The organism is Vibrio sp. YYF0003, assembly GCF_036350715.1.
Taxonomy (GTDB): Bacteria; Pseudomonadota; Gammaproteobacteria; order Enterobacterales; family Vibrionaceae; genus Vibrio; species Vibrio natriegens.
Genome location: NZ_JAZDWA010000007.1, coordinates 184961 through 197493, shown reverse-complemented (window position 1 = coordinate 197493; position 12533 = coordinate 184961). Strand labels below are relative to the sequence as shown.

Below are 12533 nucleotides of genomic sequence, written 5' to 3'. Positions count from 1 at the left end.
GGCTACGACGGGATTCGAACCTGTGACCCCATCATTATGAGTGATGTGCTCTAACCAGCTGAGCTACGTAGCCATCTTTTCGAGCGAGACAATATAAACCTTCGCGCTCTAAGTGACAACCCCTTTATCAAGGAATCTCCACTTTGAATAGTGGCAGGTCTACCTGGATTCGAACCAGGGAATGGCGGCATCAAAAGCCGCTGCCTTACCGCTTGGCGATAGACCTGCAGGCAGTAGTCTTACAACTACTTAAAATATGGTGCGGAAGGAGAGACTTGAACTCTCACACCTTGCGGCGCCAGAACCTAAATCTGGTGCGTCTACCAATTCCGCCACTTCCGCATCTATTCCTAATCACTCTTTCAAAGAGCATTTAGGAATGGTGGCTACGACGGGATTCGAACCTGTGACCCCATCATTATGAGTGATGTGCTCTAACCAGCTGAGCTACGTAGCCAAAACCATATTTTTCGTTCTCAACACTTCGTTGCCTTGTTGTCGGGAACGGCGCGCATTATGCGAAGTTGAGTAAGATCCGTCAACAGTTTTTTTAAATAAATCTCGGAAAAAACCTCGTTCGCTTCCTTTTTAAACAAAGAGGCGTGTTTATGATCTAAAACTGGAAAAAAAATCGCTTGCAGCTAGGTAGTTAACTTCAGGTCTTTTGTTGAAGGGATAAAAAAAGCCAGCAATCATGCTGGCTTTTTATGTAAATGAAGTGTTTAAAATTTATTCATTTAATTAAACGTTGAAGCGGAAGTGAATAACATCACCGTCTTTTACGATGTATTCTTTACCTTCTAGACGCCATTTACCTGCGTCTTTCGCACCACTTTCACCGTTGAATTCGATGAAGTCGTCGTAACCAACAACTTCCGCACGGATGAAGCCTTTTTCAAAGTCAGTGTGGATCTTCGCTGCTGCTTTTGGCGCGGTTGCACCGACAGGGATTGTCCATGCACGAACTTCTTTTACGCCAGCGGTAAAGTAAGTTTGTAGGTTTAGCAGTTCGTAACCTGCGCGAATCACGCGGTTCAGACCTGGTTCTTCGATACCTAGATCAGCCAGGAACTCTTCACGCTCGTCATCTTCTAGCTCAGCCATTTCTGACTCGATTGCCGCACATACAGGAACAACAACGTTGTTTTCTTTTGCTGCAAATTCACGTACAGCATCTAGGTATGCGTTGTCTTCAAAACCATCTTCGTTCACGTTAGCGATGTACATGGTTGGCTTTAGCGTCAGGAAGTTTAGGTAGCCAATTGCAGCTAGCTCTTCTTTAGCAAGCTCAACGGTACGCGCTGAACCGCCTTCTGTTAGCACTGGAAGCAGCTTTTCAAGAACAGTTAGCTCGAATTTCGCGTCTTTATCACCGCCTTTTGCTTTCTTTGCGTTACGCTGGATCGCGCGCTCACAAGAATCAAGGTCAGCCATTGCTAGCTCAAGGTTGATAACTTCAATATCTTCAATTGGAGATACTTTACCTGCTACGTGAACGATGTTGTCGTTTTCGAAACAACGTACAACGTGACCGATAGCGTCAGTTTCACGGATGTTTGCCAGGAATTTGTTACCTAGACCTTCACCACGTGATGCGCCCGCTACCAGACCGGCGATGTCGACGAATTCCATTGTAGTAGGCAGCACTTTCTGTGGGTTAACGATCTTTGCTAGTGCATCTAGACGTAGATCTGGCACAGGAACTACACCAGTGTTTGGTTCGATCGTACAGAACGGGAAGTTTGCTGCTTCGATGCCTGCTTTAGTTAGTGCGTTAAACAGAGTTGATTTACCAACGTTAGGTAGACCAACGATGCCACATTTAAAACCCATGATAGTAACCTTATTCAGCTTTGAACGTGTGGAGGCGATTTTGTGCTTTTGATAGGCCATCCTTGATCAGAATGTCTAGACAACGTACCGATTCATCGGTCGCGGCGTCCAAAAGCTCTTGTTCTTTAGCTGGAGCTTTACCTAGTACAAAACCTGCCACTTTATCTTTGTGTCCCGGATGGCCAATGCCGATACGAAGACGATAAAAATCTTTGTTGTTGCTTAATTTGCTTATTGTGTCACGCAGGCCATTGTGACCACCGTGACCGCCACCTTTTTTAAACTTAGCGACACCTGGCGGTAAGTCTAGCTCGTCATGAGCAACCATGATCTCTTCTGGTTTTATTTGGTAAAACTTCGCCATCGCGGCGATGGATTTTCCCGAAAGATTCATGAAAGTGGTTGGGATAAGCAAACGGAGATCCTGTCCGTTGACCATGATACGTCCGGTCAATCCGAAGAACTTTGGTTCGTTCTTCAGCGTAATGTTGTGAACGCGTGCTAATTCTTCTACAACCCAAGCGCCCGCATTATGGCGAGTTTTGGCGTATTCTGGTCCCGGATTAGCAAGACCAACGAGAAGTTTGATTGGTTGACTCAAGGTTAGGATCTCTCTGGAATCTCAAAAAGCGCAGTATGATAGCACAGAAAACTGACAGTGGGGGAACTCGGTTGAGATTGATCATTTCCTCAATGAGCCACCATTGGCTGTGTCCTGCGCACAAATAAAAAACACCCCAAAAGGGGTGTTTTAAAAATCAGTGTAACTGAAATGTCCGAATTAGTTGAACATTGCAGAAATTGACTCTTCGTTGCTGATACGACGAATCGCTTCAGCCAGCATGCGAGATAGGCTTAGTGTAGTTACTTTACCTGTCGCTTCCATCTCTTTAGACATCGTGATTGAGTCGGTTACGATCACTTGGTCTAGTACAGAGTTGCCGATGTTTTGTGCCGCGTTACCTGAGAATACAGCGTGAGTTGCGTAAGCGAATACACGCTTAGCACCGCGCTCTTTCAGCGCTTCTGCTGCTTTACATAGTGTGCCGCCAGTGTCGATCATGTCATCAACGATCACGCAGTCGCGACCTTCAACATCACCGATTAGGTTCATCACTTCAGAAACGTTTGCACGTGGACGACGCTTATCAACGATAGCGATATCGATATCACCTAGCGCTTTTGCCGTTGCACGAGCACGGACAACACCACCAAGGTCAGGAGAAACCACTACAGGGTTTTCCAGGCCACGAGCTTGCATGTCTTCTAGTAGTACTGGAGTACCGAAGATGTTGTCTACAGGTACATCGAAGAAGCCTTGAATCTGCTCTGCGTGTAGGTCGATAGTCAGAACGCGGTCAACACCAACGTTAGATAGGAAATCAGCAACAACTTTTGCAGTAATTGGCACACGAGAAGAACGTACACGACGGTCTTGACGAGCGTAACCAAAGTAAGGGATAACTGCAGTGATACGGCCTGCTGAAGCACGGCGCATTGCATCAATCATAACAACCAATTCCATTAGGTTGTCGTTAGTCGGTGCACAAGTGGATTGAATGATGAAAACATCGCTACCACGAACATTCTCATTGATTTGAACTGCAACTTCGCCATCAGAAAAGCGAGAAACAGATGCATCACCAAGAGAGATGTAAAGACGATCAGCAATACGTTGGGCTAGTTCAGGTGTTGCATTACCAGCAAATAGCTTCATATCAGGCACGGTGGAAACCTCGGGTTTGCGTCCAGTTTTAATTAGGTCGGTGTGTGGCTGATTGGTATTCAGCCAGAGTCTCTTTTAATGGCGAAATATTGCGCCCTTGAGCGACAAATGCCGAGACATCATCAGAGAGTTGCGCAAGGAGAGTTTCTGCTTCTGATTTGCTCGAAAATTCAGCAAAAACGCAAGATCCTGTCCCAGTCAATCTTGACGGCGCGTATTGTAGCAGCCAAGAAAGTTGCTTATCAACCTCCGGATAGAGCATTCGGACAATTTTTTCGCAATCGTTTACGTTTGGTGTGTCCAAAAGTGTGGCTAGATCTCGTTTTGCGGTGTTTCGTGTTAAATCTGGGTGACGAAATACGTCAACGGTCGCGATCGAGACGTTAGGTCTTACGACGAGGTACCACTTTTCTTCCGGATAAGCCGGAGAAAGTTTTTCTCCGACACCTTCAGCAAAGGCAGCAAACCCACGTACAAATACTGGCACGTCAGCGCCAAGTTTCAAGCCAATTTGAGCAAGTTCATCATCACTGAGATTCAGTTGCCAAAGGTAATTAAGTGCCACCAGAGTTGTCGCGGCGTTCGATGAACCTCCACCAATCCCACCGCCCATCGGCAAAACTTTTTTAAGATAAATGTGCGCACCTAAATGACATTGTGCGTATTCTTGCAGCGCAGTCGCGGCCTTCCAAATCAAATTATCTTGAAGAGGAACACCTTCAATTTCCGGAGTTAGAGTGATGTTTCCTGTTTTATTGGCTTGAATGGTGAGTTCGTCACCATGATCCACGAATTGGAAAAGCGTTTGGAGTTCGTGATAACCGTTTTCAGTTCGGCCATTGATGTAAAGAAAGAGATTCAATTTCGCCGGTGAAGGCCAGCGGGTTGAAATGTCGATCATTGGGTGATGTTCCATTTGGTGATCAGGAGGTTTATTTTAACGTCCGACGTAGTCAGCTTTAATCGGTTTGGTAGCGGCAGTGCTTGCTCATGCCATTTTACATCGCTGTAGCGTTGGTAATCGATGTTCCAGTCGTTTAAGCCAATCTGCTTATTCAAGGCTTGCAGTGTATTGGTTGAGGAGAGTTTGAACGTGTCTGCGTTGGTTGGTAAACCGAGTAGCCAGTCAGGCATATGCTCTACCGGCATCATTAATCCGGTCAATTGGAATATTAGTTGGTTGGCATGACGCGCAGAAAGCACCTGGTCATCGTAAGTCTCTACCGTAGCACCGTCTGGAGTGATGGTTAGGTTTAATGCGGTTTGACCAAGAATCGTCGTCAAACGCAGTTGACTGAGTGCCGTTGAGTGTTTCCAGAAGAAATTAAGATTTTGTCTTTGGTCTGGCCCAATATAGCCAAGTTTGCCAGTTACTTGAAAATCATGAATCGCTTCAAGTTTTTTTTCGTGTGTTTGCCATTCCACGCTGGTGATACTTTCCGGAACAGAGCTACAGCCAGCGAGTATCAGACTCGACAAGACAAATATTATAAAGGGGCGTAAGGTCATGTTTGATGGCTTATTAATCAGTTTCATCGGTATTCGCTCACAACTATAGCATTGAAAAGTCGCAGTTAGGAAAACAAATCCGGCTTGCCCTTTCAATAAATGCGTGCTTACAGTAAAATTCTGAACCTATTTCATAATCGATCTCAGAGATACCACGTTAGATGTCCTTGCTTGCTATTGGAATTAATCACAATACAGCGTCTGTCGACTTGCGCGAGAAGGTGGCGTTTGGACCGGATAAACTCGGCCCGGCCCTCGAGCAACTTAGAAAGCACGAAGCGGTAAACGGCAGTGTTATTATTTCAACCTGTAACCGAACCGAGTTGTATTGCGACGTAAAGCAAGGGGCACGTAACAAGTTAATCGATTGGCTGGTCGAGTTTCATGACGTGAGCCGAGAAGAGCTGATGCCGAGTTTGTATGTGCACGAAGAGCAATCTGCTATCAAGCACTTAATGCGCGTCTCATGCGGTCTCGATTCTCTGGTATTGGGTGAGCCGCAGATTTTAGGACAAGTGAAGCAATCTTTTTCCGACTCGCGTGAACACCAAACGGTTGATGCGTCGATTGATAAGCTTTTCCAAAAAACCTTTTCTGTTGCGAAACGTGTGCGTACAGAGACGGATATTGGCGGCAATGCCGTGTCGGTGGCCTATGCGGCATGTACACTGGCGAAACATATTTTTGAATCACTGTCTGACTCTACGGTGCTTTTAGTTGGCGCGGGAGAAACCATTGAATTGGTTGCCAAGCACTTAGCCTCTAACGGCTGCTCTAAAATGATTGTGGCTAACCGCACCAAAGAGCGCGCACAAGGCTTAGCGGACCAGTTTGGAGCAGAAGTGATCAGCTTAAACGAAATTCCTGAACACCTTGCCAGAGCAGATATTGTTATTAGCTCTACGGCAAGCCCGCTGCCTATTATTGGCAAAGGTATGGTCGAAACGGCGCTGAAAAAACGTCGTCATCAACCTATCTTACTGGTTGATATTGCGGTACCGCGCGACGTAGAGCCTCAAGTTGGTGAGCTTAATGACGCTTACCTGTACTCTGTTGATGACCTGCAGTCGATTATTGACAGCAATATTGAGCAGAGAAAAGTAGAAGCCATTCAGGCAGAAGCGATTGTGAGTGAGGAAAGTGCTGCGTTTATGACGTGGTTGCGTTCACTACAAGCGGTCGACAGTATTCGCGATTATCGCGAGTCAGCAAACAATATACGTGAAGATTTATTGAGCAAAAGCCTGCAATCATTGGCGGCTGGCACAGACCCGGAAAAAGTTCTGCGCGAGCTCAGTAATAAACTCACCAATAAACTGATTCACGCCCCAACTCGAGCACTTCAGAGTGCAGCGGAGCAAGGCGAACCAGCAAAATTAACGATTATCCGCCAAACACTCGGTTTGGATGATCTATAACTCACGCTTTTTATTAAGAAAACGACACTATGAAAGCCTCTATTCTGACTAAGCTAGAAACGCTAGTAGAACGTTACGAAGAAGTTCAACATCTTCTTGGTGATCCTGACGTAATTGGAGATCAGGACAAATTCCGTGCTCTATCCAAAGAGTACTCTCAGCTAGAAGAAGTAACTAAGTGCTTCCAGGCTTATCAACAAGCGCAAGATGATCTTATCGCCGCTGAAGAGATGGCTAACGAAGACGACGAAGAAATGCGTGAAATGGCGCAAGAAGAAATCAAAGAGGCGAAAGCTACTATCGAGCGCCTTGCTGATGAACTGCAAATTCTTCTTCTGCCAAAAGATCCAAACGACGATCGCAACTGTTTCCTGGAAATTCGTGCAGGTGCCGGTGGTGATGAAGCGGGTATTTTCGCGGGTGACCTGTTCCGTATGTACAGCAAGTACGCGGAGAAAAAAGGCTGGCGCATTGAAGTGATGTCTTCAAATGAAGCTGAGCACGGCGGTTACAAAGAGATGATTGCCAAAGTAAGCGGCGATGGTGCTTACGGTGTATTGAAATTTGAGTCAGGCGGCCACCGTGTACAGCGTGTTCCAGCAACTGAATCTCAAGGCCGAGTGCATACTTCTGCTTGTACCGTTGCAGTTATGGCTGAAATTCCTGAAGCTGAAATCCCAGAGATTAAAGCGGCAGACCTTAAAATCGATACTTTCCGTGCATCTGGCGCGGGTGGTCAGCACGTTAACACCACCGATTCTGCAATCCGTATTACCCACTTACCAACGGGTACCGTGGTAGAGTGTCAGGACGAGCGTTCACAGCACAAAAACAAAGCGAAAGCGATGGCCGTTCTTGCTGCACGTATTATTCAGGCTGAAGAAGCGAAGCGCGCGGCTGAAGTGTCAGACACGCGTCGTAACTTGCTAGGTTCTGGTGACCGTAGTGACCGTATTCGCACTTACAACTACCCTCAAGGTCGCGTTTCAGACCATCGCATCAACCTGACGGTTTACCGTTTGAATGAAGTGATGGAAGGTGACCTGCAAAGCTTGATCGACCCTGTTGTTCAAGAGCACCAAGCAGACCAACTAGCGGCGCTAGCTGAGAACGCTTAATCGATGACTCAAGTTCAATCTATTGAGCAAGCACTGAAAAGTGCCACAGCAAAACTGACAGAGGGCGGCAAAGAGTCGCCTTCTCTCGATGCGGCAGTCCTGCTTTGTCATGTCCTTGTCAAACCAAGAAGTTATCTACTTACCTGGCCTGAACGAATCCTAGAAGCTGAGCAACAAGTGCAGTTTGATGCTTTGCTTGAGAGACGTTTAGCGGGTGAACCGGTTGCCTATATTATTGGTGAGCGTGAGTTCTGGTCTTTGCCACTGAAAGTTTCCCCTTCTACTTTGATTCCAAGACCGGATACCGAGCGCTTGGTGGAAGTCGCCTTAGATAAAACCTTTGAGCAGAGTGGTTCTATTCTAGATTTGGGTACTGGAACGGGTGCCATCGCTTTAGCTTTGGCTTCTGAGATGCCGAATCGTCAGGTGATGGGTGTCGATCTTAAGCAAGAAGCGAAAGAGTTGGCCGAGTACAATGCTGAGCAACTCAATATCAAAAATGTGACGTTCGCTCAGGGAAGTTGGTTCGAACCTGTAGCTCCGGGAACAAAGTTTGCTCTTATTGTTTCTAATCCCCCGTACATCGATGAGAAAGATCCGCACTTGGCTCAAGGTGATGTGCGTTTTGAGCCCAAATCTGCACTTGTGGCTGATGAAGGTGGGTTAGCGGATATTCGTCATATCTCTGATGTTGCTCGTCAGTACCTTGAAGAGGGCGGCTGGCTTGTTTTCGAGCACGGCTACGATCAGGGGCAAGCTGTGAGAGACATCATGTGTAGCTTTGGCTATCAACACGTCGTTACTGAACAAGATTACGCTGGCAATGACCGGGTGACCCTTGGTTGTTTTGCCGCAGAACAATAACGAGAAAGTCAGCAAATTTAAACTAAGAGAAGAAAAATGTACGTAGCTCTAAAACATATTCACCTCGTGACCATTGCACTTAGTGCGACATTGTTGTCGATTCGCTTTGTGTTGATGATGATGAACTCGCCAAAACGTAACAATCGTTTTTTGAAAGTGTTCCCGCATATTGTTGATACTGCGCTACTCGTATCTGGTATCGCTCTGATCTTCGTCACTGGCTTCATTCCATTTACTGACGCAGCGCCTTGGTTAACCAACAAGATCACTTGCGTGTTAGCGTACATTGCTCTGGGCTTCTTCGCTTTGAAGTTAGCCAAAAACAAACTACTACAAATTTTCGGTTTCTTCGGCGCATTAGGCTGGTTAGTGATGGCCGCTAATATTGCAGTGTCTAAGAGTCCGACTTTATTTGGGTAACAGTCATGGTTGAGTTTTTTGACGAAGATTTTGACAATATGGCGTTGGTGGAAGGCGCGTTAGAGCTTAACAAGTCTGTCGATCCTGAGACGAATGTACATTGGGCAAAACAAGAGCTGGAACGCCTGTACCAAGAAGCCGAAGTGGCTTTGGTTCATGAAACGAATGAAGAGCAGCGCTTCGATTCGTTTTTACGCCTATTCTTCCAGGAGTGGGGCTTTAAAGGTGATGACCAAGAGTATTTTAACTCTGATAACAGCTTTATCGATAAAGTGTTAGAGCGTAAAAAAGGCATTCCAGTCAGTTTGGGCTCGATTTTATTGTATCTGGGTAACAAGCTCGGTTTCCCGTTAAAAGGCATAACTTTTCCAACGCAGTTTTTGCTTAAAATTGATTGGATGCACAAGACGCCAGATTACATTAATCCGTTTAACGGCGAATACGTAGGCGAACGAATTCTTCAGGCTTGGTTAATTGGCCAAGACGGCCCACTAGCACAGCTCAAGCCGGAGCATTTCGAAGAAGCGGACAATCCGACAGTTATTGGCCGTTGGCTTGCGCTGATCAAAAGTGCCATGCTACGTGAAGAGCGCTACACGTTGGCACTACGTTGTACCAACCTCGCACTGACGTTTGTACCAGATGACCCATATGAGATTCGAGATCGCGGGTTTATCTTTCAGCAGTTAGAGTGCCATCAGGTCGCGGCGTCTGATTTCCAGTACTTTATTGACCAGTGCCCGGATGATCCGGCGTCAGAGCTACTAAAATCACAAGTAAACGTGATGACTGAAAAGCACATCACACTTCACTAATGTTACCGATAAGTGATTAGAAGCTTATTGAGAATAGAAAAAGAGAATCAAAATGGAACAGAAAATCGTTAATATTGGCGACATTCAGGTTGCTAACGACAAGCCATTCACCCTATTTGCAGGTATGAACGTTCTTGAGTCTCGTGATCTTGCGATGCAGATCTGTGAGCACTACGTAAAAGTAACTGAAAAACTGGGTATTCCTTACGTATTTAAGGCGTCGTTCGACAAAGCAAACCGCAGTTCTGTTCATTCATACCGTGGCCCTGGCCTTGAAGAAGGTATGAAGATTTTTCAAGAGCTTAAAGACACCTTTGGCGTGAAAATTATCACGGATGTTCACACTGAAGCTCAGGCACAGCCAGTTGCAGACGTTGTGGATGTTATTCAGCTTCCTGCGTTCCTAGCACGTCAGACTGACCTTGTTGAAGCGATGGCAAAAACAGGCGCGGTTATCAACGTGAAAAAACCTCAGTTCATGAGTCCTGGTCAGGTGGGTAACATCGTTGAGAAGTTTGCAGAGTGTGGTAACGATAAAATCATTCTATGTGAACGCGGTTCATGCCATGGTTACGACAACCTAGTGGTAGACATGCTTGGTTTTGGCGTAATGAAAAACGCTTCAAAAGGCAGCCCAATCATTTTTGACGTGACGCACTCTCTACAAATGCGTGATCCATCAGGCGCGGCATCTGGCGGTCGTCGTGAACAGACGGTTGAATTGGCAAAAGCAGGCCTTGCAACAGGCATTGCGGGCTTATTCATCGAAGCCCACCCGAACCCAGATCAAGCACGTTGTGATGGTCCTTCTGCGCTGCCACTGGACAAGCTAGAACCATTCTTGGCGCAAATGAAATCACTTGACGACCTTATCAAGAGCTTTGCGGACATCGACATTAAATAATTAATGTTACCAAACGAGAAAATAGCCAACTCTGTGTTGGCTATTTTTTTGTCTGGAATAACCGAAGTCTCAAACTGTCATTGTTAAATTTGAGATCAGATGACAATTGGCCATAATTAAAAATCAATACGTTAGAATAGCCCACTTGTCGTTTCGTACTTTCGTGAAGTGGCCGATAAACGTATTTAATAAAGTACAACAGCAGTGGATTCATAAAAGAAAAGGTAAAACAATGAAGCAGCGTCTGATGGTAAAAACCGCCTTGAGTGCGGTCATTCTGGCTACTCTTGCCGGATGTGCAACCCAACCCGCCCATGAATGGAAAACAGATACCACATACCGGTTAACGGTACTGCATACTAACGATCACCATGGTCGTTTTTGGCAGAACAAATATGCAGAGTACGGCATGGCAGCACGTAAAACACTGATTGATGATTTACGTGAAGAGGTAGAAGCGGAGGGGGGAAGTCTTTTGCTTCTCTCTGGTGGTGATATCAACACGGGTGTTCCTGAGTCAGATTTACAAGATGCGGAACCTGACTTTAAAGGCATGAGCAAAATTGGCTATGATGCGATGGCACTCGGCAATCATGAGTTTGATAATCCGTTAGACGTTTTGTTTAAGCAGCAGGAATGGGCGACTTTCCCAATGTTGTCCGCCAATATCTATTCGAAAGAAACCGGTAAACGCATGTTCCAGCCTTATGCGATGTTCAATAAGCAAGGCATTAAGATTGCGGTTATTGGTCTGACAACAGAAGATACCGCGAAGTTAGGTAACCCTGAATACATAGGTCAAGTGGACTTCCGTGATCCAAAAGAGGAAGCGAAAAAACTGATCGCGGAGCTGAAAAAGACCGAATATCCTGATTTGATCTTTGCTGTCACTCATATGGGACACTATGAAAACGGCAACCGTGGTATTAATGCGCCGGGTGATGTAGCGTTAGCGCGTTATTTAAGTGAAGGTGATTTGGACATGATTGTCGGCGGCCACTCGCAAGAGCCTGTTTGTATGGAAGGCCCAAACGTCATGAAGCAAAACTTCAAGCCGGGTGATGAGTGCCAGCCAGATCAACAAAACGGGACTTACATCGTTCAAGCCTATGAGTGGGGTAAGTATGTCGGTCGTGCAGATTACGAGTTTCGTAACGGTGAGCTTTCGATGGTGAGTTACGACCTTATTCCGGTCAACTTGAAGAAGAAAGTGGAAATTAATGGGCAGTCAGAGCGCATTTTAGTTGAAGATGAAATTGCTCAGGATGAATCGCTGCTGGAATTCCTGCGTCCTTATCAAGAGAAAGGTCAGGGGCAGCTGAATGTAAAAATTGCGGAGTCAAATGGCAAGCTGGAAGGTGATCGTGATGTGGTGCGATTTAAGCAAACCAATCTTGGCCGTCTGATTGCAACTGCTCATATGGAACGCGCCAAAGCAGACTTTGCGGTGATGAACTCAGGTGGTGTTCGCGATTCGATTGAGAAAGGGGACATTACCTATAAAGACGTCCTGACTGTTCAACCATTCGGCAATATGGTGACTTACGTAGACATGTCGGGCCAAGAAGTTCTGGACTATCTGAATGTTGTCGCGACCAAACCTGTTGATTCTGGCGCTTACGCTCAGTTTGCGGGCATCGCTTTGACTATTGAAAATGGCAAGGTGACCAACGTCTTTATTGGTGACCAACAGCTTCGCTTGGATGGCAACTATCGTTTTACCGTACCAAGTTATAACGCGGCGGGTGGTGATGGTTATCCGAAAATTGATAACCATGCAGGCTACGTGAATACAGGCTTTACCGATGCTGAAGTATTAAAAGATTATCTCGAGTCTCACAGTCCGATCGATGTCAACCGTTACGCACCTACCGGGCAAATCAAATACGCAACTGACAATGTTATTTATCAATAACGCCAGATAGC

The 12533-nt window shown here is 46.1% G+C and carries 12 protein-coding genes and 4 tRNA genes; 7 read left to right on the top strand and 9 right to left on the bottom strand.

Going from position 1 to position 12533, the window contains the following annotated elements:
* The 9 genes from V1U08_RS19405 to lolB all read right to left on the bottom strand — a co-directional run bounded on the left by V1U08_RS19405 (position 1) and on the right by lolB (position 5095).
* Positions 1-73: transfer RNA gene (locus tag V1U08_RS19405), tRNA-Met, on the bottom strand.
* Between the two features lie 78 nt (positions 74-151).
* A tRNA-Gln gene (locus tag V1U08_RS19400) sits at positions 152-226 on the bottom strand.
* 31 nt (positions 227-257) lie between these two features.
* Positions 258-342 (bottom strand) — tRNA-Leu (locus tag V1U08_RS19395).
* A gap of 38 nt (positions 343-380) precedes the next feature.
* Positions 381-457, bottom strand: a tRNA-Met gene (locus V1U08_RS19390).
* A gap of 284 nt (positions 458-741) precedes the next feature.
* Positions 742-1833 carry a redox-regulated ATPase YchF gene (gene ychF / locus V1U08_RS19385; RefSeq protein ID WP_014231060.1) on the bottom strand — a complete coding sequence of 364 codons (1092 nt, stop codon included), beginning with the start codon at positions 1831-1833 and terminating at the stop codon, positions 742-744.
* 10 nt (positions 1834-1843) lie between these two features.
* Positions 1844-2434, bottom strand: a complete 591-nt coding sequence (gene pth, locus V1U08_RS19380; RefSeq protein WP_014231061.1) for an aminoacyl-tRNA hydrolase — start codon at positions 2432-2434, stop codon at positions 1844-1846.
* Positions 2435-2614: 180 nt separating this feature from the next.
* On the bottom strand, positions 2615-3559 hold the full coding sequence (locus V1U08_RS19375) for a ribose-phosphate pyrophosphokinase (RefSeq protein ID WP_014231062.1): 945 nt from the start codon (positions 3557-3559) through the stop codon (positions 2615-2617).
* A gap of 28 nt (positions 3560-3587) precedes the next feature.
* Positions 3588-4460, bottom strand: a complete 873-nt coding sequence (gene ispE, locus V1U08_RS19370) for a 4-(cytidine 5'-diphospho)-2-C-methyl-D-erythritol kinase (RefSeq protein ID WP_330471278.1) — start codon at positions 4458-4460, stop codon at positions 3588-3590.
* Positions 4457-5095 carry a lipoprotein insertase outer membrane protein LolB gene (gene lolB, locus V1U08_RS19365; protein ID WP_239949916.1) on the bottom strand — a complete coding sequence of 213 codons (639 nt, stop codon included), beginning with the start codon at positions 5093-5095 and terminating at the stop codon, positions 4457-4459. Before lolB ends, ispE begins: the two co-directional genes overlap by 4 nt.
* A 134-nt stretch (positions 5096-5229) precedes the next feature.
* Here lolB and hemA point away from each other — a divergent pair, with 134 nt between their 5' ends.
* From hemA to ushA, 7 genes are all read left to right on the top strand, one after another.
* Entirely contained in the window at positions 5230-6486 is a 1257-nt protein-coding gene (hemA, locus tag V1U08_RS19360) for a glutamyl-tRNA reductase (protein ID WP_330471277.1), read from the top strand.
* A 29-nt stretch (positions 6487-6515) separates the two neighbouring features.
* The gene (gene prfA, locus V1U08_RS19355; protein WP_014231066.1) at positions 6516-7604 is read left to right on the top strand and encodes a peptide chain release factor 1; all 1089 of its coding nucleotides are present in this window, start codon (positions 6516-6518) and stop codon (positions 7602-7604) included.
* A 3-nt stretch (positions 7605-7607) separates the two neighbouring features.
* Entirely contained in the window at positions 7608-8468 is an 861-nt protein-coding gene (prmC, locus tag V1U08_RS19350; protein ID WP_330471276.1) for a peptide chain release factor N(5)-glutamine methyltransferase, read from the top strand.
* A gap of 36 nt (positions 8469-8504) precedes the next feature.
* A complete protein-coding gene (locus V1U08_RS19345) occupies positions 8505-8888 on the top strand; it encodes a SirB2 family protein (protein ID WP_014231068.1) in 384 nt (127 codons plus the stop codon).
* 5 nt (positions 8889-8893) lie between these two features.
* On the top strand, positions 8894-9703 hold the full coding sequence (locus V1U08_RS19340; protein WP_330471275.1) for a SirB1 family protein: 810 nt from the start codon (positions 8894-8896) through the stop codon (positions 9701-9703).
* Between the two features lie 52 nt (positions 9704-9755).
* On the top strand, positions 9756-10607 hold the full coding sequence (gene kdsA / locus V1U08_RS19335) for a 3-deoxy-8-phosphooctulonate synthase (protein WP_005384095.1): 852 nt from the start codon (positions 9756-9758) through the stop codon (positions 10605-10607).
* Between the two features lie 232 nt (positions 10608-10839).
* Positions 10840-12522: a bifunctional UDP-sugar hydrolase/5'-nucleotidase UshA gene (gene ushA, locus V1U08_RS19330; RefSeq protein WP_330471274.1), complete on the top strand. Its 1683-nt coding sequence runs from the start codon at positions 10840-10842 to the stop codon at positions 12520-12522.
* Positions 12523-12533: the final 11 nt, after the last annotated feature.